Here is a 24,175-nt window from a genome sequence, read left to right on the forward strand (position 1 = left end):
TCGAATATATCGAAATTTTTTACAATCGCCAACGACTGCATTCGGGGTTAGGCTACCAAACACCCGCGATGATTGAAGCAGCGTGGAGCGGATAAGAACGATTGTCCATTAAATCGTGACCACATCAGATCGAATAATTGAAATGAATGACCGCGCCCTTGATCGGCGGGTAGTAGGTTGTTTCAGTATCCTCTGGACGGATCGAATAATTGAAATTCACTAATTTAGCCCTTGTGCCTGCTGTACCACTGTTTCAGTATCCTCTGGACGGATCGAATAATTGAAATAATCCGACCGTGTGTCGAAACCGAAAACAAAACCCTTGTTTCAGTATCCTCTGGACGGATCGAATAATTGAATTTTTAAGACGAAGTCCGTTTCAAACGCATCTTTCAATTGTTTCAGTATCCTCTGGGCGGATCGAATAATTGAATTGCGGGTAGCGTCAATCCGCGTTGCCGTGGTGGCGAGTTTCAGTATCCTCTGGGCGGATCGAATAATTGAATTGCCCCGCTTGCAAGCCTTGATCGGTCAAATTGACATAGTTTCAGTATCCTCTGGGCGGATCGAATAATTGAATTTTCCATCCACGCTGCGCACGACCATGCACCCGTTGGGTTTCAGTATCCTCTGGGCGGATCGAATAATTGAATTCTGGCTTGCTGACCCCAAATGGCTGATTGTCAAAACGTTTCAGTATCCTCTGGGCGGATCGAATAATTGAATTTATCGCCACGAATACTGCCCATAGCCGCTGCGGTTGTTTCAGTATCCTCTGGGCGGATCGAATAATTGAATTCACCATCCACCGCTGCTATGTGCTGTGGCAAGATTGTTTCAGTATCCTCTGGGCGGATCGAATAATTGAATTAGCCACGCGTGCGACCCGATGAGCGTCAGCCATTTGTTTCAGTATCCTCTGGGCGGATCGAATAATTGAATTCGAGCGCTACATCGAAGGTGTGGTGATCGTGACGTTTCAGTATCCTCTGGGCGGATCGAATAATTGAATTTTGCCCATCGACTACGGGTTTCGTCAGCCTGCTTAGTTTCAGTATCCTCTGGGCGGATCGAATAATTGAATTCGCCAAATACAAGGCGTACCTAGCAGGCGGTCACACGTTTCAGTATCCTCTGGGCGGATCGAATAATTGAATTCCACTACTGCTTTGCTCTACGCCGTCGAAGATGTGTTTCAGTATCCTCTGGGCGGATCGAATAATTGAATTGCCAAGTAATCATCGTCAAGCTCATGCCCACAATGCGTTTCAGTATCCTCTGGGCGGATCGAATAATTGAATTTAGATTTTGTCCAACATCGTGTCGAATACCACATCATGTTTCAGTATCCTCTGGGCGGATCGAATAATTGAATTAGCGCGGGGTTGGCCTTCACATTGATGCGTTCAAGTTTCAGTATCCTCTGGGCGGATCGAATAATTGAATTGCTCGGCAGGTTTGTATGTGTCCACTCGCTTGGCGTTTCAGTATCCTCTGGGCGGATCGAATAATTGAATTAATGCATCTTCCAGTTGCCCGCGAGTCATGCCTGGTTTCAGTATCCTCTGGGCGGATCGAATAATTGAATTCTAGCTCGCTGATTAGAATTGAATCATTCAGCAGTTTCAGTATCCTCTGGGCGGATCGAATAATTGAATTTCGCCGGATCAAAGTCAGGATAGACAAGGCCATCTTGTTTCAGTATCCTCTGGGCGGATCGAATAATTGAATTCTTAGCTGATTACTGTTCAAAAGATGAAACCGTGAAGTTTCAGTATCCTCTGGGCGGATCGAATAATTGAATTCTCAACCATGTCTATAAACTCTAGTCCTGTCTATGTTTCAGTATCCTCTGGGCGGATCGAATAATTGAATTAATGGCTTCCATCAGCTCACTAGCTACCGCGTTTTGTTTCAGTATCCTCTGGGCGGATCGAATAATTGAATTCGGCAAGGCCTGTGCTATCGACGTATTCCCAATTACGTTTCAGTATCCTCTGGGCGGATCGAATAATTGAATTCAACGGCGCACTGGAGTATGCAACCTTACTAACCGAGTTTCAGTATCCTCTGGGCGGATCGAATAATTGAATTCTTAGACGAATTAGACAACGCGGCGATCGAGGCGTTGTTTCAGTATCCTCTGGGCGGATCGAATAATTGAATTCAAGGCGATGCATGGTTTGGTGGCACTCCAAAAGTTTCAGTATCCTCTGGGCGGATCGAATAATTGAATTATATTGTTGTCATCGCCTTGATTGGCGATATTGCGGAGTTTCAGTATCCTCTGGGCGGATCGAATAATTGAATTAACCCCGATTGCCATAAACAAGTCAGTTTTTGACAGTTTCAGTATCCTCTGGGCGGATCGAATAATTGAATTTCCTTAACATAGACCGTCTCGCCTTCGCGATAGCGCGTTTCAGTATCCTCTGGGCGGATCGAATAATTGAATTTAAGCTATCAGGTTCCTATCATTCACTCTCAAGCCTAGTTTCAGTATCCTCTGGGCGGATCGAATAATTGAATTTATGTTATTGGTGAATTGGCCGCGCCGTTCAACTGTTTCAGTATCCTCTGGGCGGATCGAATAATTGAATTTGCAGATGCAATCAGTTGCGCATAGCGCCGTGCTTGTTTCAGTATCCTCTGGGCGGATCGAATAATTGAATTCTAAACGCTTTGCCATGGTGCTATACCCCTCCTAGGTGTTTCAGTATCCTCTGGGCGGATCGAATAATTGAATTTCACGCACATAGTCATACACGTTGATGCCCAATTGGCGTTTCAGTATCCTCTGGGCGGATCGAATAATTGAATTTGCGCAACAGATGGCACAGGAAGGCCGCGCTGCTGAGTTTCAGTATCCTCTGGGCGGATCGAATAATTGAATTCTACTTGCCAGCGGCACGTTCGCCGCTCCAGCAGCGTTTCAGTATCCTCTGGGCGGATCGAATAATTGAATTATGTTGTAGTCATAGAGGTTCAGGCTTTCGCAGCGCGTTTCAGTATCCTCTGGGCGGATCGAATAATTGAATTATATTGCCCCATCCACAACGTTGCATTGGTTGCCCATGTTTCAGTATCCTCTGGGCGGATCGAATAATTGAATTTCGCGATGATCTTCCTCAATCACAATGGTCGATTGTTTCAGTATCCTCTGGGCGGATCGAATAATTGAATTGTTCGTCCTTGGCCATTGAAAACCGCCTACATTGTTTCAGTATCCTCTGGGCGGATCGAATAATTGAATTAATACAGCGATGGCAAGCGCTATCAGTTGTTTGAACGTTTCAGTATCCTCTGGGCGGATCGAATAATTGAATTCGCCGATTTGCTAAACGCTTGCGCCGAGGTAAATCCTGCGTAGGCTGCATTCTAGGCCGCAGCGGCAACGGTAGCGATTCAGTTTTAGCTCAATACTCACGGTATCATACTCGATTCTACGGATGTTTCGCAACTCGCATTTTGGGCAAAAAACGGGGAGAGTTGCGAAACAGCGTTAGGGCTTTGCAATCAGCTATATCAGCTCATCAAAACGATTAACCACTCAAAATGGCCCAAAATCATCCCTCAATTAATCGAGTTGCGAATTTCGCTTTGGATTGGGCAAAAAAAACTAAAGCACATCGTTGCAGAAGCGGCGAAATTCACAATTAACGCAAATTGCCTGTTGCTTAGGGGCTGGTGGCATCGCTTCATGGGCAATCATCTGATGAATGTGCTCAATGCTCCGCTCAACATCATTCAAGAGCCGTTGGCCCAATGGAATTTCAACTGCCTTCCGTAATGGCAAGAGATAGCTAAATCCACGGCGAACCGGCTTTTGCAATTGTTCGGTCAATAACAACGCATAGGCAGCTAATTGGGCTTTGACATGGCTGCCAGGCATGCGTTCAGAGAGCTTGTATTCAACTGGAATACATTCATTCTCCGTGATGATGATTAAATCGAGCATCCCAACCAGTCGATAGCGGGTTGAGCGCAACAAGCAATCAAACTGGCGCTCGCCACTCGTCAAACCATAGGCTCTTAACGAGCGCCGTTCTTCGCGGCCAATTTCTTCACGATGGCGCTCGATGCCAAGCGCCATTTTGCCAGTTATTGGCCGCACTCGTGGCAAACAATAGCGATAAAACACGACTCTTGGACAAATGCGATGCTGTTTAATGTCGGTAACTTCGAGAAAATAGCCTGTGTCATCAGTCATCATCACTACTCCTTGCACCCCAGCCATCGTCGTCATCGTCGACAGTACGGGCGGCTGGTTTGGGCTTGCCTGATGAGCTGCGGCGCTCAAGCCAATCTTTGGCACAAATTGGAATCAGTTCAATCGAATGTTCTTGATTGTTGACCAACTTGCTAATTTTGAGCCACAATTCTTCGCTCAGGGTGCGTGGAATATCGCCCATAAACGCACTATATTGAATCCGTTGCAGGGCATAATCAAGGCATAAATCGGCGACTTTGGTGCGAATCCGATCATCCACAATATCGTAGATTAGTAAGGTTCGCATGGGCTACCACGCTGCAATAAAGGGGGTGTAGGTTTCGCGATCGCCACGGACAAAGGTTGCCAGATGACGAGCCTGCGATTGCATAATCACCCGTAAACTGACCCGTTTCGTCTCATAGGGTTCGCTGGCTTCTAGGCGTTTAAACAAGCGCTCGCGAATCATCGAACGGGTATGCTCACTTAATCGGCCAGTTTCATCTTGCTCAATTGCCATTTTGCGATTCACCAAGCCCAAAATCGTGCGATCAACCACAGTTTGGCGAAATTCTTCAATCAAATCGAGCACTAAAGAAGGTTTGCCTGGCCGATCGGTGTGCATAAAACCGCCATAGGGATCAAGCCCAGCCAACACCAAGCAGCGTTCAATTTGGCTATACAAAATGCCATAGCCATAATTCAAGGCACTATTCAGCGGATCGCGTGCGCCTTGGGTTTCGCGCCCAGGCCAATCGAGATCACACAACAATAATTCACGGACTCCAAGCCAATAGCGAGCCGCACCCCGACCCTCGATACTCAAGAGCGTTGGTCGAATCTGCTCAAGCTGCGTAGGCAGTATCCGCTCGGCCTCAATAATATGGTCACGTATTTCGGCAATGATCGGTTGAACGCGGGCAAAACAAGCAGGGTCAGCAGTTTTGCGATATTTGGCCATCATGCGCAGCAAATTATGCTGATTTTCTAATTTGCCAGCGACGAAAGCCCGAGCCAGCCACGCTCCGCGCTCATTTTCAAAGGCTTGGAGTTGGGCACGCCGAGTTTGGACTGTGCCAGTTAATCCAGCGCTGTAGAGCGAGGCATAAGCAGTACCGGTACTACTCAAAAAATGAATCGGGATTCCGTGTTCAGCACAAGCCCGCACTGCATCGGATGAAATGCCAACGCCATACGATTCAATAATCACTTGATCGAGAATCAGCAATGGAACTTCGGCCAAGCGTTCTTTTTCGCGCATGACGCGCAAGCGACCTTGATGTTTTTGAATAAAGGTGCCTCGTTCATGGACAATTAATTCCATCGGATACTCCAGAATTGGTTATGAAATTCGATAAACGCCGTTGCCTTTGGTGGTATCTTTGCCAACTTGAATGACACTGCCCCAGACCAACAGCGGCAAAAGCAACGCCAGATCGCCGCTATACTCGGCACTCCCTACGAGGCCGCCAATTGGGGTTTTACGTCGCTGGCGTGCTGAATAACTATCAAGCTCGACCCAATGCGTATCGTTTTGAACAAGCTTAATCGTGGCAGCTGCGTTGAGCAACGCCTGACGCTGTTCGTAGGAAAATGGTTCGCTGCCATGTTCGCGGGCTAGACCATCGTGGCGCTCGGTGAGGCGTTGAACAATTGGCCGTAACTGGGGTACTTTGAGCAATATTTTTTGCTCGATAATTCGCATTGGTGTCATAAAATGCAGCCTGATGTTCGTAGTTGAGAGCGTTTGTGCAACTTTTTCAGCATCGGCCCAAGTCATCGGCAAGTTGGGCGTTTGAATTCGTTGGCTCCCAGCAGCTTGAATGAGCTGAGTCTGATCGTACAGCAATTGCACTGCATCAACCTGCTCGACAACAAACCGCCCGCGTTCCCAATCGTTGGCGGCAACCCGCTTGCCCAGCCCATTCTGGCCCATCATCTGCAAGGCCATTGCTACATAAGGAAAAAGCTTGGTTGATTGGCCAATCAGGGTCAGGCCCCAGGCAAATTGTTCATCGGGAGCGAACGAGCCAGCATGATGCAGCGGTGGCCGAATTGCAAATGGGCGCGGAACATCATTACCACGCGGCGAATCATCGCGATGAGGAGCCATTAAACTGCTCACCGGACAAGCCTGCAGCAACGGACATTCAACACAGGTTTTGGCTGCATGATTGGTACAAAATCGCTCCCAAAGCGCATTAAAAAACGCGCCACGTAACGCCGCCCCAGTATGCACATGCAACTGAAGTGGCGCAATCGCCTTGGCTTGTACCCGAATATGATGAACTGCAAGGTTCATAAATGAGGCTCCTCAATCCGTGTATATACTGTATATCGGTAACTGGAACGAGTTAAGGTATAGGGTAAAACAATAGGCCGTAAAATACGCTCATCATTATCAATTTTTATTGATTTTTCAGAATAGATATTTACATGCTCCCAAGAAAGCTTTTTTCCACAATCGTCAAGTAATTGCAGCGTGCCTTGGATGAATATACTGGTTTGATTAATTGTTAGGTTTATCCAACTATAATCGAGCGTATCAAGCAATACAATCTGAGTTTGACGTTGCCAAAAACCACCACGCTTACCAAAATATGAAATATGTTTGAAAGCTGATTCAATTATTTTATTGTATTGTGAATCATGAATTTTAATAGCAATTCCAACCTCACCTTCGAATTGCACAAACTCACGAAAAGCAATTGTAGGATTAAACGGATATAGACCATCGTTAAGGGCTTGAATAAATTCTTCTTGATTATTTTGCTTAAATCTTTTAGGGCGTTGAATTTTAATAAATGTTTTAGCAACAACCACAAGCTCTGGTAACTTTAAAGCTATCTCTGCATCACGAATTGCAGGCCATACGTGACTACCAAGATCGATTCCAAAAAGTTGAATCACGTTACTTACCAATGCCATCTTAATAGCAAATGGTGTTGGTACAAGTAAGCTCTGAGCGCCCGACGCTGTAGCCAGCGCCGGACGCAAACTAAATAAACTTGTTGGTAAAAATGATGCACTCATCCACATAGATAATCCTCCTCGTTTACCGTCCTGTTTGTAGTCCAAATTTGAGTGGCTCACTATTGGTAATTAAATCAGCAAGGATGGCACTGAGGCTTGCAAAGTCGCTAAACTCTTCAACCGTAACAGCATCAAAAGCCTCACCTGCGTTCAAGGCCTTTTTTACTTGCGTACTTTGATGGATAAATTGAGGATTGATTGCACTAAATGTTGGAGCAGGAATCGTGCTTATGCTATAACTAACAACTCCACGAATATCAACAAGATGGGGCAATTGAGCACTACGCATTGCACCTGCTGGTCGAATCAATGTGTACAAGAGACTTTTAAGTAATGCTTGATAACGGGCAAGGCGCTCTACATCATTTAATACATAACGCTGACTTAGGTCGTTATAACCAATCCTTCCCAACTCTAAATTACAAACCAGCGCATATACGCCGCTGCTTGCAGGCCGATGAAAAATAGCTTGTCCTTGGTTACCGGAACGATTATCACCTTCTTGGCCTGGTTTTTCGGGATTATATTTGACATGAAAATACTGCCCAGTACGCGTGCTTTCAGGCCGACCAACAACCCAACCAAATTCTACAACGCTCTTGCGTGGAACAGATTGTTTACCTTCGGTAATCAAAATACCTTCAAGATCATCGATCGTACATGCTTGGATGAGGTAATCTAAGACTTCTGCTGGTTTAGGTTTCTTTTTATTAATAAACTCGATAAATGTTGGATCACCAGAGATTCGATTAGCATTAAAACGCTTACAAGCATTACATAGCTGAAGTACATCATTTGATTGAGCAATCCGAAATAAGTGTTCGGCTTGAATATGCTTAAACATATCGCCTGAAATAGCATTAACGCTTTCAATTCGTGGATTATTATCTTGATCACGAACAACGACATCAACCATTCGTGTTTGAATTTGATTCCCTTCACCACCTTCATTATTAAGTGAATGCATATCGATAATTGCTTCAGCTGAGATAGATAATGATCCAAGGTTTTTCATAATTAGATACTCCTAATATATAATCCTATACTTCTTCGGATATTGATCCTGCTTCGTTAATTTTACGTTCTTTGCGAGCACTCCCATATGCTACAAGCATGCGAGCAATAACTGAGGATTTATAGCCCACATCAAGCAATGCAATAATGTCGTCAAGATCGGTTTGAGTAACACGTGAACGTTTATCAACTCCTTTCGATGTTTCAAATTTCTGAGCGCTTTCAGTATTATATTTAGCAATAAAATCGGTCAATGAAGCAATAAAATCATCGGTATGATTTGATCGCCGAATAAGTTCTTGAGTTAGGCCATACCGAATTTCAAAAGCGACTCGTTCTCCTTTCGCTTTTTTATACTGCAACGTAACAGTACAGTTTCGAATTGCATCAGCAATTTTCTGAAATCCAATCGAACTAATAATTGAATTAAGTGGTTTTTGCATTGAAAATACCTCCGTAAGTGTAGGAACAGAGAAACGTTGTGTTTTTTCACCACGTTCAATTTTTTGGCCAAGATAAGGCGCGTATAAGGCACAAAAATCTAAAAGTGGCTCAACTGTACGGCTTGAAAGAAAATCACGATAGCATGCTAATAAGCTATATTCTTCACTCCGTTCACCTCCATCATAGGCTCGAATAGTTTGAACAACTGCAAGGTGTTCCTTGAGAACTAAATCAATTTGATGGGCTTGAGCGAGAGTTTCGATTGCCGGAATCCATTCAGGAATATTCAGGGCTGCAATATTCATTACGGCAAAAGCACTACCCATATCTTTATAAAAAGTTACCTCACAACCTTCGATCAGGTCGCTTGGTGGTTTGTATTTACGTTTGGAGTGGGTTTGAGTATTACTTAAGGCATTCCTTTGGTTTTTCACCAATACTTGAAGCAAGCGTAAAATATTTTGCACATCCATTTTGACAGGGCTATTACTCCAGGCAACCTCGCGAAATGCATCAACAATTTTGCGCAATTCACGGAAATAAATCGCTTTTGGTTTAATAATATAGGTTTTTCGATCCTTACTGTCACGAATTACTTGAGGATGAGCCAAATCAAAAAAACCAAGAAATTTAATCCATTCTAAAACCCACCACTCTTCCATATTCCCAATATCAAGCCTATTTGATTTAGGTCGATTAGCACCCTTCCCTGCAGTCGGATTTGTCACTTGGAGCATTGTCATTGTTTGATCTAATTTATGCTGTTTAGCAAATATTTGCCATTCTTTAACAATAGCTTGATATGGGTTAGGTGTAATTCTAAAAAGACGAATTAATAATTCGAGAATAGTATTTTTTTGTTGGATAGATAAATTTCTCCAATTAATAATTGGTGGATTAAATGAAATTGCAACTTTCATTTGATTAATGATCAGATAAAGTGGTAATAAAGATGAAGGTTTTTGATCTGCAATCGCCACCAAATCTGGAGCCTGATTGAGAATTGCATCAGTATTACGCAATTTGGGTGGTAATTCGTTTAGTAACTTACGATAGATATCACGTTGCGCTTTTTGCTGTTCATAGGAAAATCCGTCAACAATTGGCTGTTTATCAGTACTAATTGGCTGAATTAAATTAAGGTGTTCGATATTATCAACAATTGTTGTAGGATCAAACCGCGATCTAAGTTGATAATGTGAACCTCGATCATGAATTTCAACATCCTGACCACTAAGCGTATCGAGAATCTCAGCAAAACCGACGGCTAACAAGGTATCAGCTGAGGTACCAGAACGTTTGTCGATATAAAAATCATATAACGGCATAGATAACTCCTAATGCTTATGCGTATAAAAGAACGAACGCCAGTCGCAAAGTCTCAAGATACGCACGATAAGAAAATAACAAAATGCTTCATGGAGATTGGTTTGGAGTGTTGCATCAGCAGCAATTGTTGTCATTTGCTGACTCGTTAGAGAACCTGAAAATGGAATCGTTTCTATTAATAAATCAAGCTCAAATTGCCAAGCTTGGCCTTGTGAAACAAGTGCCAATACATCATTAAGCGTAGTTTGAGCTTCCTTGATCAAATCAATAGCTTGATATTCTTGCGAAAACGAAGCATGATGACGAGCTATTGCAGCAACGGTTGCGCGCGCAAGTTTGGCAATTTGAGGATCTTCATCTTCATAGAATCCTAGGCTAGATTCAATGAATGTATGAGCTAAGAAAGCACTTTCACACGCATGAGGGGGAGGTTTGGCAATAAGATTGCGTAATGGACGATGCTCTTTTTCGCTATCTGTATGTGCAAAAGGATATTTTTGCGGTGTATAGGTTTCATATTTCTTAGGATATGTTGTAATTAATAGGTGTTGCCATTTTTTAGCAAATTCTTGCCATCCTTCGCCGAGTTTACCCAGATCATGACAAGCAATTGCTAATCGAATAGCGCGATCGATTAAACCATGAGGTAAGCGCATTATTTGCTCTAGTTTTTTAGCAGCATACTGAATTTCATCAATCAAGCGTGATTGATAGGCACGATACAGGCCATGAATGTGCTCAAAATAACTTTCTTGTTGATATTCTATTATATTGAACTGTTTACGCTGGGAAACTCGCAGATCACTTTGAAAAATGCTATTCCAAACCGCTTCAAGCTGAGGAAATGACCCATCGCGAAAGATAATCCCAATTTCCGAGTTATATTGCACATAACGACGTGGAAAAGCAAGCACAATACTAGTTGTAATCTCATTGTGATTACTAATCGCTTGCCATGTATAACGAGGTTCAATTCGCTCATCTTCGAGCGATTGTTCAACATCAAGTAATTTAGCAGTATAGCCAATGATGTTTTGGTCATCATGTTCAAGCCAATCTGCTGCTTGAGGGCCTTGTTCGACGGTATTCTCAAGTTTTTTCCATATTCCGATGAGACTTGCTGGGCGCATTCCGAAGGTTTGATATTCCCATGGATTTGTCGTCAGAGCAGAATTAGGATTATCGTGAATCACAAAATTAACTTGGGTTACATTGCGAATTAATTGTGAGGAGATCCCACGTTCAGCTTTAGCCCAACCTGAGGCAATCGATTTATCAATTCGATCACGATTTTGGGCATACAATTCTAGTAATTGCAGATCATTTTCAGTATGAACAGCATCAATTAAGCTTTGTTCTTGAAGGAATCCTACATGCTGATGCTGATAATTTTGACACGCATCCAAGGTTTTGAGGCATTCTTCACGATCATATGGTAAATAAGCACTAGCCTGCACATCATGAGCAATAGGATAAATATGAACAAAGCCTTTTTGACCAGGAAATCTGGCACAGCGCCCCGCTCGTTGAATGAGACTATTAGCTGGGGCAATCTCACTATGCAGATGAAGGACTGAAATATCAACCCCAACTTCAATAACTTGGGTTGTAACAATAATCAAATTTTGTTGTGATGCCAATCCATTTATCCATGCCTCTTTGCCGGTTTTGGATGCAATCAATTGCTGTTTAGAAGCTCGATCCACATCAGTAAAACGGCTGTGGAGCAATAATAGCTCGACTGATCCTTTGGTCGATTCTTGTAATTCTAAATAGATTTGTTGGGCACGTTTAACCGTATTACAAATAACCAGCGAAAGGGTTTCATGAAATGCTAAGACGCTATCAGCAGTTAATGGCTGGGCTTGAATATCATAAATACGTTGACGATTAGCATTTAATTGATCCAGTTCATCGGACTCCGCCTCGGAATCTACTTCTGGAAGAACGCTAACAATTGATGCATTTAAAATAGTTGCCAGTTCTTGTATCAACTGACTGGAAAAGGTTGCAGTCATTAATGTAAATGGACTAAGTTGAATTTGGCGATGTTGGAGCAATTGAAGCATGCGTAAAGCAGTTGTACGGGCCCCAAAAGATTGTTGATGTTCACGATCAACAGGATACAGATGAAACTCATCTAGCACCAAGTAACTGCTAATTACAGCCGACGGATTAATATTCGCATTTTTACTTCCAATGCCATAAGGAATACCGAGAAAGCTAGCGAGTAATTGATCAATAGTACAAAAAGTAAGCGCTGCCTCAAAATGAGGATCGTTTGGTTGATCGCCCGTTTGTTTAGTTATTGGTTCACGATGAAATTCAGCAAATTGCTGATGTAACTTTTGATCATAATTGCGATCAACCCGTTGGGCCAAATCGGCATACTCAATAAAGAATTGCTCAGTCAAAACTCGGGTTGGGACAGCATAGATACAGCGTGAAGGGAAATCTACTGCTAATTTAGCAGCGAGTTTCTGAACAAAAGCAGCAATTGCTGCACGAGTCTTCCCTGCTCCAGTTGGGGCCTGTAAAATGACATTTTGCTGCTGTGTTAAGCGATTGAATACACGCTGTTGAAACGGGCGTAAATAAGGATTCATGGGTTATTCTCCTAATAAGGTACGGAGAACATCATCATTTGGTGTAGTACTTTGAGGATTGTTCGATAATCCATATAAGCTTTGTGATCGTTCAAGATTGGCAATAATGGCATGGCGCAATTCACTTGGCTCCAGAACCTCACAATCCGCCCCCCAACCCCGAATCCAAGGCACAATTGGAGTCCAATCGTCAAGTACGGCCTGCCAAATAAGATTACCAGATGCATCTTCATGAATTGTCTGCGAAGGATGCCAACGGGTCTCAAGAACCCGTTGGCGCACATGCCGTTGGAATCGAACGCTAATTGTTATTGGCTGCTCATCTTGAGAGAACCAAATTCCCCACGCTCCCTCAAATAGTTGAATCGGATCGAATGTCGAATGAACATCAAAATGTTCATCTTCGATAACGGGAACAGAAATAATCCGTTCGATTTTACGCGCACGAAGCGATTGAGCTTGCTCAGAAAAGCCTACGACATAGGTAGAACCGCCAAGTGCAATCGGTTCTATCATGTAAGGATGAAATACTTCATTGAAGGCTTTTACACCCCGTAATGGCTGATAACGCCAACTTATTTTTCGCCCTGATAACCAAGCCTCACCAATTTTTTCTAAGGCCCGTTGGGCCTTACTTTTCAGTGACGGTAAGCTCGTACGCTGGTGCGCGGTTTGTTGTAGGATATGCTCCCCTGCAAGGCTAGCAACCCCTCGACTAAGAGTCATACCCAACTTATGCATTACTTCAAGCCCATGTAAGTTTGATTGTTGAAGATGCTGTTGCATCAAACGTAGGGCAATCATGGTAATAAGGCTTTCATCACGCGATAAACGAACATACATTAAATAGCTAGCGCGGTCAATGTATACTCGACGATCTTTAGTTCGCCGAATTGGCACATCATCAAGCTCTAATTCTACCAACCATAGACGAATTGTAGACCGATTACAATTAAAAATAGTAGCCAATTCTGATTGACGAATAGGAGTTCGACGTTCAAGAAGGAACCGTTCTAACTGACGAACCCCCATGATCTTGGTATAATCATGGTTTTTCTTAGGCATATGTTTGCTCTCCTACTACAACGACGATAGCTTAGCACAGCAATGGCAAAAAAACAGTAATTTAATGAGGGGCACTTTTGAAGATTGCTAATCGATTTCGCTCATCCTGCCAAAGCAAGATACCCTTATCTTCAAGCCGTTGAAGATCTTCCATAACCATTTTTGCTGGATAGTCAAGTAATCGGGCTATTTCTGCCTGAGTTAATCCATTAGGGGATTGGTTGAGTAAGGTGATGATAGCAGTTTCACGGGTCTTCTTATCTGGATAGCGTCGAAACATTGATCGTTCCTCCTGAAATTACAGTTACTAAGTGATAATTTCAAGATACAGATCTCATGTTGCAAAACATGCAACATCGTGCTCAACTTCATTCCACACTCATTGCGTATTGATTGAATAGTCTCAACGTAGTTAGAAAAACTAGTCAAATGGCGATTGATCCATGAATTGGGCCAAACCAAGCAGCTGAGGTTCGCACATTCGCCTAAAACACGTGTGCTCCACTAAGCGATTTAGTGGAGCACGCGGGCAGTTGTAGCTGGTTGAAGGTGGCTTACATTGCCAACAAGGCGGTAGTGCGGGTGCGCAAGGCAATTCCCATCAAAAAGAAGCCGAGCAAGCCATAGATTAATGCTTCAAAACGATTATCGCGGCCCCGCGTAAAGGCAAACGTGGCCGGAATCGAAATAACCGCCACTGCTGCATACAAAATATGAAACAGATCACGCTGTGGGCGAGCGCCGCCAATGTAGAGCAAAATGCCCACAATTGCCTCAACAATCACAAGACCTTCGCCAATGACCAACGCGCCCCAAAAATCGCCAGTGATCGAGCGCCCAGTAAAAAAGATAAAACAACCCCAAATGCCAATAATGATCATAAAGAGCATAAAGGCAATTTGCAGCCGATCATGCAAGAGATATAAGATGTTCATCAAAAATCCTTTTCTAGGGGTCAGGGATCGGGGGCTAGGGATCGGGTTCAAGGCTTTCAGTTAGAAAATCAGCCTTCGTGGTAAAAAACCAATCCCCAACCCCCAATTACCGATCCCCAGTTCCTACCCTGCCAACTTTTGGCGCAGTGCCGCAATTTCGCGCTCAATATCGGCCACGTAATTATCGAGCCAGCCAGGAGCTGAAGCGCCCAATTGATTTTGGCGCATGCGCAAACGACGCAATTCACGTTCGTTTTGGCGCAATTGCTCGCTCAGCGACGGTGCATATGGCTCGGGAATTGGCTCGGCCAAGGCTGCATCGGGCACTTCATCCAAATATTGCACTACTAATTCGCTGACCAAATCGCTAACTTCCATCGAACGGGCACGACACAGCCGCTCCAACCGATCACGTTGTTCAGCAGGCAAGATAACTCGACAGGGCAAAGTAAAGAAACCGTCGCTCATGATTCCTCCGTTGCGGCTGGCCGCCACACACTGATAAGGAGCAAGCTCCACCAGAGATATATCATATCACCGCCGAGCATGGTTTGGTCAAGCATGCCATGAATGACTAAATCGGCCAGCATGGCCAAAGCAACGTAACGCAAAGCTACCCTGCTGTGCAGCCAGCGCCAGATTTGCCAACCAAGCATGGCCAAAACCACCAGCAAGCCAAGCAAGCCCAATTGCAACCACACATCAAGCAGCACATTATGCGGATGGGCTAAGGTCAAAAATCGAATTTGCGGAATGCCATAGCTGCTTGGCTCAAGGTGGGCAAATTGATCTAAGCCAAAGCCAAACAGCGGTTGATCTTGCACGGCGCGCCATGCCGAAGCCCAAATTTCTTGGCGGGCTGAGCCAGTGCCTTCGCCCAGTCGCAGTACTCGCGCTAGCAAACTTGGCTGAATCAAACCAAAGCCAACCAAACCGATAGCCGCCACGCCACCAGCACCAAGCAGCAAACGCCAACGCCGTTGTAATAGCAAAACCAGCGCAACAGCACCAATCACGCCCAGCCATGCGCCGCGAGTGAAGGTCAACAACACGCCAAAACTGAGCGGCAGGCTCAACAGCCAAGCAGCTTGGCGCTGTTGCATCGATTCAGCGCTCAAGGCCAAGGCCAAACTGCCAGCCAAGCCAGCACCCAAATACACGCCGAGGGCGGTCGAGCTTGGCAACAGGCCAATTAAGCGGGGCACGCCAGTGGTGGCCCAAACGCCTTCGCCCAAGGCAAAGCGCACCAAGCCATCGCCTGCGATCCAAGCCGCCATCACGATGTAGCTCCAAAGTATGCTCTGCGGCTTGACGCGGTTGGTCGCCAATAAACCAAGCACCAGCAAGGCCCAGATTGTTGGCTCGACGATGGTGCGACGTAATTCGCGCAGGGCCGTAGCGCGTTCGACCAAGCCGCTTGAGCTAAGGCTTAACCCAGCAGCCAGCACCAAGCCCAGCCCCAGCGCAACAACTGGCCAATACCAGCGCGCTTTCAGCAAAGTTAATTGAGGGCGTTGGCCTTGAAACCAGCGCCAAACGAAATGCAAGCCAAGGCCTGCGCAGCTAATGCCAAACAAAGTTTCGTTGAGTGGAAAGCTGAGGCTGCCAACCAAGCGAGCGCGATAATAGAGCGGAATCGCGAGCAACGGCAAACATGCTGCCAAACTTGGACGCAGCATAATCAAGCTAACTAATGCCAGCAAACCAAGCGCAGCCAATGGCCATGGGAAGCCAAACCACGTAGCGAAGGCCAAACCAGCAACTAAAAGCAGCCAATCAGCGACCAACACATGGCGCAAAACCCACCACAACAAGCCTGCCAACCCCAAGGCCAAGCTGGTGGCTAAAGCCCAACGCCACCACGGGCGCTGGGTTATTTGGCTAGCACTGGTTTGTTGCAAGGTTTGGGCATACTGGTCAAGCAATTGGCGATAAGTTTGGTCGAGTTCGCGTAATTGGCGCTGGCTATAACTGGCCCGCCCAACCTCGATTGCCGCTTGGGTTGCTTGATCTAAAGTGCCTGTGCTGATGGTGATGGCGCGGGTTTGAAAATACGCGCTGTTTGGAGCTAGCCAATCGCCACGCGTGCCAAGCGGCGGCGGATACAATTTAAGCTGCTCAACGATTGGCCACGTAGCTGAACGCAATTCTTCGGCCAAAGCCCCCAAATCACGGGTCTGGCCCATCAAGGCTGCATCGTAGGCCTGTAAGGCTTGGCGCTCTTGCTCAGCAGCCAATGAAGCTTGGGCCAGCAAATTCACATCATCGGCCAAGGCTTGCCGCGCTTGAGCTTGTTGGTCGGGGCTACGTTGAGCTAATTGCACGCCACGTTGCTCGAAATCACCGCGCTCGCCATCAAGCACTGCCGCCGCCGTTACCGCAATTTGGCGTTGTTCCGCCTGCTGGTTGAGCGTTGCCAAGCTCGATTGCAGCAATGCAGCAGGAGCATTGGCATTCGATAAGGCTGGCATTGGCAAAAGCAACGTCCAGAAACATAGGCCAACGACGAGCAAAGCCAGCACCCGATCAAACTGGCGCATTTGAGCCATACACAACTATCTTTCCAAAATTTCTATACCACATCACGCCGCTGCTATCCCACATTAAGCAAGCAAAGCGCCAATTAAGGTGGGAGCAAACATCCTGCGGGTTAATCCTGCTTGCAGGGGTTATCGTCAGCACCGAAATACGCTAGGATCAGCAACGGTTCATATCTGCTGAACCCTAGACATCAAACGACGCTTTGGATTGTTGCACCAAGACGCTTGCAACATCAGGTGGCTGCCAATCGGCAGGTTTAAGCTGTTTGCCATCGGCACGGCGCGGGCCTGTGGTTTTGGCTAAATTTGCCCGATGCACTTCGGCAAATACCGCATTAAGCTCGATGCCATAGGCAAGGCATAGGCCATAGGTAACATACAGTAAATCAGCGGCTTCTTGAGCAATAGCCACGAGATCGCCAGCGGCAATCGCTGCCTGGAGCTCGGTATATTCTTCCTGAAGTAATGTTTGGCGCAACGCTTGCACAGCGACAGATGGTAGTTGGGGGGTATCTGGCAACTCCATTCCAATCGCCTCGTGAAATGCTCGCACCGCAGCGCTATGATCTGGCATCGTCAACCTCGAACCAATGAACCGCGCTTATCCTACCCGTGATCAGCGAATGCTGCAACTGACGGCCCCGTTTTCGCCGTCGTATTCGCATGATAGTTCCTAGTTCGGAGCCTTTTCGCATGACAATGTACTCACGCCAGATTGATGCGCAGACCCGTACTGCGCAATTCTCCTTTGATCCACGTGGGATCTTATGGATCATCTCGCTCCCTGCAGCCCAAGAAACGCCTGCTGACGCGACTGAAAATGTAGCAGTCATGCAACGGCTCTTGGCCAATCGGCCAAACAGTGCGGTTATTCTCGATATGCGAGCCTTAGAAGCGATCGATCGCGAAGCTCGTCATATTTATACCAATAGCGATGCTAAGTTTCCTTCACGGGGCTTGGCAATCGTGGTCGAATCGGCTACAAGCCGGATTACCGGCAACTTGTATATGACGATTAGCCGAGGAAGTGGCCGCCCAACCAGAATGTTTCAAACTCCCGCCGATGCTGAAATTTGGGCGGTGAATCAACTTAACTAATTAACAAGTGTTAGGCAAGGGGATGCTGGCATTGCTCGCATCCCCTTTTGTGGTTAAGCTACGCTAATTTGGAATCGCGCAAGCTGTGGTTCTGGACGATTTGGGGTAAAAATGTGTGCTCCCCTCGCTCGCGTCCAGTGGGCGAAGGGCTGGGGTGAGGGCATGCTTATCTTCCTGAAACGGGACTCATCGCTGGATCTAAGCGCTCGACCGTATAGCAATTACGGCCTGCTGCCTTGGAACGATACAAGGCTTGATCGGCGGTTTGGGTCAGCCGTTCAGCCTCATCAATCGTCTCAGTCCAGGCAATACCAAGGCTAATGGTGACATTGACGGCGGTTTGTTTGAGCACATAGGGCGTGTTGGCAATCGCAGTGCGCAAGCGCTCGGCAATAACGATTGCCTCTTGAATTGAGGTATGCGGCAAAAAGACCAAAAATTCTTCGCCACCGTAGCGCCCAAAAACATCGCTATGGCGCAGCACCAAGCGCGCTCGTTGAGCAATGCCGCGCAAAACCTCATCGCCGCTATCGTGGCCATAGGTATCATTAATCGTTTTGAAGAAATCAATATCAAACATAATACAGGCCCAGCCTTGATTCTCAGCGGGCTGATGTTGCAAAGCTTGTTCAATTTGCTCGTATAGCCCGCGCCGATTGAGAATCTCGGTCAGCGAGTCGGTTTTGGCCCATTCGGTCAGTTGCAAGTTAATTTGTTGAATATCGGCTAATTGCTGATGTAAGTCATCGTTTTGCAGATGATAGAGCGCAGCTTGATTGCGGGCTTCATCTAAACGATACATTGTTTGCAAAACCTGCATACGACGCACTGATTGCTCGTTAAACACTGTATCTTTTAATTCATAATAGCGTTTGTAGTGTTTTAACGAGGATTTGAAATCGTCCAAAGCCTCATATGTATCGGCCAAGGCTTGATGAATCCGATAGACTTTTTGTTGATTGGTGCTTGGATTTACTGAAATCAGCGCTTGTTCCAGAATTACGCGCGCAGTTTGATAGTGCTTAATTTGATTGAGCAAGACACCATGGCGAATTAATGCCTCGATCGCTTCGTGGCTATTATTTGAGGCACATGCTAATTCATAGGCATGGGTAAAATGCTCAATTGCTTGATTGTGTTGCTCCAGCCCAGCATAGGCCAAACCTAAATTATTATGACATTCAGCTTGGCCTTGTTGCCAATCGATTTCGTGATAGAGCGCCAGCGCTTGCTCGCCATAGCCAACTGCCTGCTCAAATTGGCGCAGAGCACAGGCTGCACGCCCGCTGTTATCGAGAATTTCGGCTCGCATGCGCAGATGAGCAGGAAATTGAGTCATCGCTTCGAGCAAACGCAAGCCATGAGCCAACTCATCAAGCGCAATTTCTGGGCTTTGCAATTCGCAATGCAAAAAGCCCAGATTGTTGCAAATCAAGGCTTCATACCATTGATCATTTAATTGGACAGCATCGCGTTTGGCGCGCAACAAATATTGCAACGCCTCGGTGTAGTTGCCAAGCACAATCAGCAACACGCCCAACGCATTATGCACAGCTGCACTATGGATGCCACTGGCCAAAAAAGCATCGCTATCTTCGGTGCCAAGCGAGGCCGATTGAAAACTGGTATCCAAAATATCAAGCCAATGGGGGTCAGGCTGACGTGGCGGGGTCAGCTGGCATAATTTGCTAGCCCGAAAAAGATAAGTCAAGGCCTGATGATACGATTGTTCGCTAAATAGCAGCTTTGAGCGCCAATAAAAACAATCGATCAAGCCTTGGGTGTAGGGCTTGCCATCGTCGCCAGCCATGCGTGCCAAGCCCTCAGCCTGATGGTTGAGCGCCCAAGCCTGTTCATGGTCAACTAAACGCAATTCGGCAACTAATCGGTTAAGCACATCGACATGCTGCATTGGGTTATGAATTTCGGCCAATGCAGCATGTAACGCTGCTAAAGTTGTTGCATGCTTCATGCTTGCCACGCAGTGTAATGATTAAAAATTCGTTGCATGCATCATAGTGGCTCATGGCAATTGATGCAACTCTTGAGTGGTGTTTTTAATTGCTACAATGGCTCGCGCAGCCACCACCACGCTTCATTAGCCACCGCCGCATGTTGCAGGCTGGCTAATTTATCGGGCGCAATCAGCCAATCTTCGAAGGCTGCTCGGCTACAGAGCAACGCTGCTCCTGCTGGCACACCGCGCTGTTCAAGCAGCTTTAAAACGTGTTCTAAACCATGTGCGCTCAATGTGGGCACGGCCTCAGCCGCATAGGCATCGAAGGTCGTTACATAGGCGACATTTCCATTGCGAACTTCAGCAATCAGGCCAATCGCCAATTGTTCAGCATCAAACACGCAGAGCGCAAGGCCAGCCTCAGCGCCAAGCTGGGCAATAAATTGTTCGATCCCAGCATAGCTCCAATGGTTCCAATGGCCTGCTGGTGGTGGCACGGTCACATAGCCTTGGCCATCGCCCCACAACAACGAATAGACCAAATGATAGTAGGCGGGCATGCTCAGGCCACGTTGTTCTGGCTGTTGCGCCTGCCTTGCAACCTCGGCCAAATGCTGCTTACTGATGACATGCACCCGATCCCAACGGCCTTCGCTGGCCAATTCTTCGGCCAAGGCTTGCGGCGTGGTTGCGAGTTGGCCTGTAATTTCGCGCTGTACCTGATTGTTACTATCCACCGCACGTAAAATCTGTTGGCCATCGTGGAGCACATAGAGGCCATGTTCGCCAGGCAGCGCTGCTTGGAAGTATTTGCCAACCTCGATAAAGCGCCCAATATTGCGCCATGTAATCGGATCAAGATCCAACACCTGCCAAAAACGATCAATCATGCTGCACCTCGACAATTGCAATCGTGTAGGCTGCTAGGCTAATCGGGTGCTGAGGTTGCAATTCAGCGCCTGCGAATGCTCCCCAGATGTTGCTTAAACGCACTGGCTGGGCAAAATCCAAGCGTGATTCAATGGCTTCGGCGGTTGGATTGGCAACAAACAACAGCTCGCGGCCTTGATAACGATGGCTGGTAATCGCCAGTTGTTGATGCTGTGGACGCACGGGCAAACCAGCAGCTAGCTCGGCGCAAAACGGGCCTAATTCTGCCTGACTCAGCAAGCCCAAATGGCCAGCACCCAAGGCAACTTGACGCTTGCCCGCCAATTGATCAGCCAAAATTGTGCAAGGCGCAAAATATTCATCAAGCGTTGGCAAGGTCGGGCCAAGCCAGATAGTTGCCCCAGCTTCGGCAGCTTGCAACAAGCGTTGTTGATCGGCGTTGCTCATCCAATCGACGCTCTGAGCAAACACCAATTTATATTCGGCAATGCGGGCGCTGCGCAAATGGCTATCGCTCAAATCGTAATCGATATGGTTGATTTCGAGCGTGCGCCGCAACGAGCCATACCAACTTTGCGGATCAAAATCGTCGCTTTCGGCTTCGAGATCGCTGCTAAACCCCAAATCTAATTCGACCCGATTGAGTGCTGGCGGCAGGCCTAAAAGATCAACATGGCCATAGTGCAAGGTCGAGGTTGCAGCTCGATAGCGGCCAAGATCATAGCTCATCAGCACCAACGCCTCTGGCTTGCGCTGGAAGTTCCACCATTGCTGTTGCTGCAAAAAGCTCATCAACCGCTCGAAAAATTGGGCATATTCAGGCCGATAATCGCCATGACGGGTGATTGGGCAGGCCAGCCAGCGATCGCGCTCGACCAACATATAGAAATTAAAGGCTTTGACTCCATACATCAAGGCCGCCAAGCTGACAAACTCGGTTTCGCTGGGCAACGGAGTCATGGCGTGGTGAATCCACAGGCCACTACCAAACTCAGGGATAAACGGCAGGCGGGTTGTGCCAGCCATATAGCGCACCAAGGTGGTTGCGCCATCAAAACCTTGCGGTTGGCGGTAATAATTGATCCCGACCCAATCGATCTGGCCGTTGGCTTCCATGGCATTAATATCAAGTGGCGTGCGATATTGAAACGCTACGTCGTGGAATAATGGCACATCAACCACGCCACGCTCACGCAGCATCTCGGCCATGGTTGCCACAATCCAATTAACATGCACTTCTTTGTAGCGCACCCAATCGAGGTGGGCAATTAAATCGGGGCGGCTGGCAATATCTGCATCGCGGGGCGCAACCACCGCATCAAAGCTGGCATAGTTGGTGGCATAGGCGTGATTCAATTCCTCGATTGCGCCATATTGCTCAGCCAACATTGCTTGATATAAGGCCAACGACGATGGGCTGTAATCGGTGGCGTAGGCTTGCTCATGAAACATATAACAGGTTTCATTATCGCTTTGCACCGCCACAATTGGCCCATGCGGCGCAAGTTGCGGCACAATAACTTGACACATGTGGTCGAACCACACGCCAACTGCCGCCACATATTCAGGGCTGGTATACGATGGCACCGGAAATTGATGTGGCGGATGCAAGCCCGCTGCCAAGCTAAAATGCAAGGTATCGAGCGCCGTGCGTGCCTGCATCGCCGGATCATCCAAGATCCATTGCGGAAAGCCAAAGTCGGTCAACTCAGCGTTAATCAACGGGCCTGGGCGCACAATCAGCCAAATTTCGCGTTCATGGCATAGTTGAATGAAGGCCGCCAAATCCTTGCGTGGATCAACTTGGCCCCAATCGTATTCGCCGGGAGCGGTTTCATGCACGCCCCAAGGAATATAGGTTTCGACCATTGAAAAACCAAGCGCTTTGGCTTGGTCAAGAATGTATTCCCAGCGGTCGCGCTCTAAGCGCCAATAGTGGATAGTGCCGGAATAGACCGGCACCTCCTGACCATTGACTGCGAGACCATTGGCAGTTAGCGTAACGCTCATGCCGCAGTTCCTCCGCTAGCCTCACCATACAAATGGCAACGAACCCAGTGATTTGGCGCAATCGTTTGCACATCGGGCATAACCTTGCGACAGACATCCATAACTTGGGGGCAACGCGCCGCAAACGGGCAACCAGGCGGCGGGTCGATCAACGAAGGTGGCTCACCACGGGCCACAACTTCGCGCTGCCCAAGCGCAACTTCAGGGTTCGGCACCGCTGAAAGCAAGAGTTTGGTATACGGATGGGCCGGATTGCCGATCAATTCATCGCTATCGGCACCTTCCATCATCTGGCCTGCATACAATACCATAATCCGATCGGCAAAATAGCGGGCGCTGGCAATATCGTGGGTGATATAGAGGTAGCCAATCCCAATTTCTTTTTTGAGCTTGGCCATGAGGTTGAGAATCCCAATCCGAATCGAAACATCGAGCATCGAGATTGGTTCGTCGGCCAGCACAATTTCGGGATCGACGGCCAAGGCGCGGGCAATCGCAACCCGTTGGCGCTGACCACCAGAAAGCTCGTGAGGATATTTATTGGCAATATCTGCTGGCGGATTGAGGCCCACCGTCGCCAACAACTCGTGCACACGCGGCAACAAATCGCTGCGCCGCTCAACTTTATGGTGAATCTGCAACGGGCGCATAATGTGGTGGGCAACCGAGTGGGTTGGGTTCATCGAGCCAAACGGATCTTGGAAGATCATTTGCACACCGCTACGGTAGCTTAGCGAAGCACCGCGTTTTTCGGTTTGCAACACATTTTGGCCACGGAATAAAATCTCGCCTCTGGTTGGCTCCATCAAGCGGGCAATCAAACGCGCGGTCGTGCTTTTGCCGCTGCCCGATTCGCCCACGACTGCCAAAACCTCGCCACGGCGAATTGCAAACGACACATCAGTGAGGGCATGCACATGTTTGCTGCGAAACATGCCGCCAACTGGAAAGTGTTTGGTCAAATTGCGCACTTCGAGCACCACAGGATCGGGAGATTCGGCTAATTTCCACTGCTCAGCAGTTAACACAGTTTTGGTCATGAC

General features: G+C 47.1%; 19 protein-coding genes and 1 CRISPR repeat array. Of the genes, 1 reads left to right on the top strand and 18 read right to left on the bottom strand.

What is annotated here, in order from left to right; all coding sequences use genetic code 11:
• The first annotated feature begins 179 nt into the window (after positions 1-179).
• A CRISPR array of direct repeats spans positions 180-3,327; the repeat unit is 37 nt; unit sequence GTTTCAGTATCCTCTGGGCGGATCGAATAATTGAATT.
• Positions 3,328-3,619: 292 nt separating this feature from the next.
• The 14 genes from cas4 to C5S61_RS20665 form a co-directional block, all read right to left on the bottom strand.
• Positions 3,620-4,213, bottom strand: a complete 594-nt coding sequence (gene cas4 / locus C5S61_RS20600) for a CRISPR-associated protein Cas4 (RefSeq protein WP_110518338.1) — start codon at positions 4,211-4,213, stop codon at positions 3,620-3,622.
• Positions 4,203-4,517, bottom strand: coding sequence for a CRISPR-associated endonuclease Cas2 (gene cas2, locus C5S61_RS20605; protein WP_110518340.1), 315 nt, complete (start codon positions 4,515-4,517; stop codon positions 4,203-4,205). The genes cas4 and cas2 overlap by 11 nt, the downstream gene beginning before the upstream one ends.
• Before the next feature lie 3 nt (positions 4,518-4,520).
• The gene (gene cas1, locus C5S61_RS20610) at positions 4,521-5,534 is read right to left on the bottom strand and encodes a CRISPR-associated endonuclease Cas1 (RefSeq protein ID WP_110518343.1); all 1,014 of its coding nucleotides are present in this window, start codon (positions 5,532-5,534) and stop codon (positions 4,521-4,523) included.
• A gap of 18 nt (positions 5,535-5,552) precedes the next feature.
• Positions 5,553-6,512, bottom strand: coding sequence for a CRISPR system precrRNA processing endoribonuclease RAMP protein Cas6 (gene cas6, locus C5S61_RS20615; RefSeq protein ID WP_110518345.1), 960 nt, complete (start codon positions 6,510-6,512; stop codon positions 5,553-5,555).
• A complete protein-coding gene (locus tag C5S61_RS20620) occupies positions 6,509-7,249 on the bottom strand; it encodes a hypothetical protein (protein ID WP_110518347.1) in 741 nt (246 codons plus the stop codon). Before C5S61_RS20620 ends, cas6 begins: the two co-directional genes overlap by 4 nt.
• Before the next feature lie 16 nt (positions 7,250-7,265).
• A complete protein-coding gene (locus C5S61_RS20625; RefSeq protein ID WP_110518349.1) occupies positions 7,266-8,258 on the bottom strand; it encodes a DevR family CRISPR-associated autoregulator in 993 nt (330 codons plus the stop codon).
• Positions 8,259-8,283: 25 nt separating this feature from the next.
• Entirely contained in the window at positions 8,284-10,029 is a 1,746-nt protein-coding gene (locus tag C5S61_RS20630) for a hypothetical protein (protein ID WP_110518351.1), read from the bottom strand.
• A gap of 9 nt (positions 10,030-10,038) precedes the next feature.
• Entirely contained in the window at positions 10,039-12,636 is a 2,598-nt protein-coding gene (gene cas3 / locus C5S61_RS20635; RefSeq protein WP_110518353.1) for a CRISPR-associated helicase Cas3', read from the bottom strand.
• Between the two features lie 3 nt (positions 12,637-12,639).
• Positions 12,640-13,701, bottom strand: coding sequence for a helix-turn-helix transcriptional regulator (locus C5S61_RS20640; RefSeq protein WP_110518355.1), 1,062 nt, complete (start codon positions 13,699-13,701; stop codon positions 12,640-12,642).
• Positions 13,702-13,762: 61 nt separating this feature from the next.
• Positions 13,763-13,981, bottom strand: coding sequence for a hypothetical protein (locus C5S61_RS20645; protein ID WP_110518357.1), 219 nt, complete (start codon positions 13,979-13,981; stop codon positions 13,763-13,765).
• Positions 13,982-14,255: 274 nt separating this feature from the next.
• A complete protein-coding gene (locus tag C5S61_RS20650; protein ID WP_110518359.1) occupies positions 14,256-14,636 on the bottom strand; it encodes a hypothetical protein in 381 nt (126 codons plus the stop codon).
• Positions 14,637-14,759: 123 nt separating this feature from the next.
• Complete coding sequence (locus C5S61_RS20655; RefSeq protein ID WP_110518361.1) at positions 14,760-15,104, bottom strand: hypothetical protein; 345 nt, start codon at positions 15,102-15,104, stop codon at positions 14,760-14,762.
• Positions 15,101-17,185, bottom strand: a complete 2,085-nt coding sequence (locus tag C5S61_RS20660; protein ID WP_110518363.1) for an O-antigen ligase family protein — start codon at positions 17,183-17,185, stop codon at positions 15,101-15,103. Before C5S61_RS20660 ends, C5S61_RS20655 begins: the two co-directional genes overlap by 4 nt.
• Positions 17,186-17,360: 175 nt before the next feature.
• Entirely contained in the window at positions 17,361-17,750 is a 390-nt protein-coding gene (locus C5S61_RS20665) for a pyrophosphohydrolase domain-containing protein (protein ID WP_110518365.1), read from the bottom strand.
• Between the two features lie 119 nt (positions 17,751-17,869).
• Between C5S61_RS20665 and C5S61_RS20670 the strand changes: the two genes are divergently transcribed.
• Positions 17,870-18,274, top strand: coding sequence for a DUF7793 family protein (locus C5S61_RS20670; RefSeq protein ID WP_110518367.1), 405 nt, complete (start codon positions 17,870-17,872; stop codon positions 18,272-18,274).
• A gap of 166 nt (positions 18,275-18,440) precedes the next feature.
• Here C5S61_RS20670 and C5S61_RS20675 read toward each other — a convergent pair whose 3' ends face one another.
• The 4 genes from C5S61_RS20675 to C5S61_RS20690 all read right to left on the bottom strand — a co-directional run bounded on the left by C5S61_RS20675 (position 18,441) and on the right by C5S61_RS20690 (position 24,172).
• Positions 18,441-20,246 carry a sensor domain-containing diguanylate cyclase gene (locus tag C5S61_RS20675; protein ID WP_110518370.1) on the bottom strand — a complete coding sequence of 602 codons (1,806 nt, stop codon included), beginning with the start codon at positions 20,244-20,246 and terminating at the stop codon, positions 18,441-18,443.
• 92 nt (positions 20,247-20,338) lie between these two features.
• Entirely contained in the window at positions 20,339-21,121 is a 783-nt protein-coding gene (locus C5S61_RS20680; RefSeq protein WP_110518372.1) for a hypothetical protein, read from the bottom strand.
• The gene (locus C5S61_RS20685; protein ID WP_110518374.1) at positions 21,114-23,132 is read right to left on the bottom strand and encodes a beta-galactosidase; all 2,019 of its coding nucleotides are present in this window, start codon (positions 23,130-23,132) and stop codon (positions 21,114-21,116) included. The genes C5S61_RS20680 and C5S61_RS20685 overlap by 8 nt, the downstream gene beginning before the upstream one ends.
• A complete protein-coding gene (locus C5S61_RS20690) occupies positions 23,129-24,172 on the bottom strand; it encodes an ABC transporter ATP-binding protein (RefSeq protein WP_110518375.1) in 1,044 nt (347 codons plus the stop codon). The genes C5S61_RS20685 and C5S61_RS20690 overlap by 4 nt, the downstream gene beginning before the upstream one ends.
• Positions 24,173-24,175: the final 3 nt, after the last annotated feature.

This window comes from Herpetosiphon llansteffanensis (genome assembly GCF_003205875.1).
In the GTDB taxonomy this organism is placed as follows: Bacteria; Chloroflexota; Chloroflexia; order Chloroflexales; family Herpetosiphonaceae; genus Herpetosiphon; species Herpetosiphon llansteffanensis.

What these genes read in the sequence shown, in the direction of transcription:
- C5S61_RS20650 (WP_110518359.1), bottom strand. Translation starts at nt 14,636, where the DNA reads ATGAACATCTTATATCTCTTGCATGATCGGCTGCAAATTGCCTTTATG.
- cas4 (WP_110518338.1), bottom strand. Translation starts at nt 4,213, where the DNA reads ATGATGACTGATGACACAGGCTATTTTCTCGAAGTTACCGACATTAAA.
- C5S61_RS20625 (WP_110518349.1), bottom strand. Translation starts at nt 8,258, where the DNA reads ATGAAAAACCTTGGATCATTATCTATCTCAGCTGAAGCAATTATCGAT.
- C5S61_RS20680 (WP_110518372.1), bottom strand. Translation starts at nt 21,121, where the DNA reads ATGATTGATCGTTTTTGGCAGGTGTTGGATCTTGATCCGATTACATGG.
- cas6 (WP_110518345.1), bottom strand. Translation starts at nt 6,512, where the DNA reads ATGAACCTTGCAGTTCATCATATTCGGGTACAAGCCAAGGCGATTGCG.
- C5S61_RS20665 (WP_110518365.1), bottom strand. Translation starts at nt 17,750, where the DNA reads ATGCCAGATCATAGCGCTGCGGTGCGAGCATTTCACGAGGCGATTGGA.
- C5S61_RS20685 (WP_110518374.1), bottom strand. Translation starts at nt 23,132, where the DNA reads ATGAGCGTTACGCTAACTGCCAATGGTCTCGCAGTCAATGGTCAGGAG.
- C5S61_RS20640 (WP_110518355.1), bottom strand. Translation starts at nt 13,701, where the DNA reads ATGCCTAAGAAAAACCATGATTATACCAAGATCATGGGGGTTCGTCAG.
- C5S61_RS20660 (WP_110518363.1), bottom strand. Translation starts at nt 17,185, where the DNA reads ATGGCTCAAATGCGCCAGTTTGATCGGGTGCTGGCTTTGCTCGTCGTT.
- C5S61_RS20630 (WP_110518351.1), bottom strand. Translation starts at nt 10,029, where the DNA reads ATGCCGTTATATGATTTTTATATCGACAAACGTTCTGGTACCTCAGCT.
- C5S61_RS20690 (WP_110518375.1), bottom strand. Translation starts at nt 24,172, where the DNA reads ATGACCAAAACTGTGTTAACTGCTGAGCAGTGGAAATTAGCCGAATCT.
- cas3 (WP_110518353.1), bottom strand. Translation starts at nt 12,636, where the DNA reads ATGAATCCTTATTTACGCCCGTTTCAACAGCGTGTATTCAATCGCTTA.
- C5S61_RS20655 (WP_110518361.1), bottom strand. Translation starts at nt 15,104, where the DNA reads ATGAGCGACGGTTTCTTTACTTTGCCCTGTCGAGTTATCTTGCCTGCT.
- C5S61_RS20670 (WP_110518367.1), top strand. Translation starts at nt 17,870, where the DNA reads ATGACAATGTACTCACGCCAGATTGATGCGCAGACCCGTACTGCGCAA.
- C5S61_RS20675 (WP_110518370.1), bottom strand. Translation starts at nt 20,246, where the DNA reads ATGAAGCATGCAACAACTTTAGCAGCGTTACATGCTGCATTGGCCGAA.
- cas2 (WP_110518340.1), bottom strand. Translation starts at nt 4,517, where the DNA reads ATGCGAACCTTACTAATCTACGATATTGTGGATGATCGGATTCGCACC.
- C5S61_RS20645 (WP_110518357.1), bottom strand. Translation starts at nt 13,981, where the DNA reads ATGTTTCGACGCTATCCAGATAAGAAGACCCGTGAAACTGCTATCATC.
- C5S61_RS20620 (WP_110518347.1), bottom strand. Translation starts at nt 7,249, where the DNA reads ATGTGGATGAGTGCATCATTTTTACCAACAAGTTTATTTAGTTTGCGT.
- cas1 (WP_110518343.1), bottom strand. Translation starts at nt 5,534, where the DNA reads ATGGAATTAATTGTCCATGAACGAGGCACCTTTATTCAAAAACATCAA.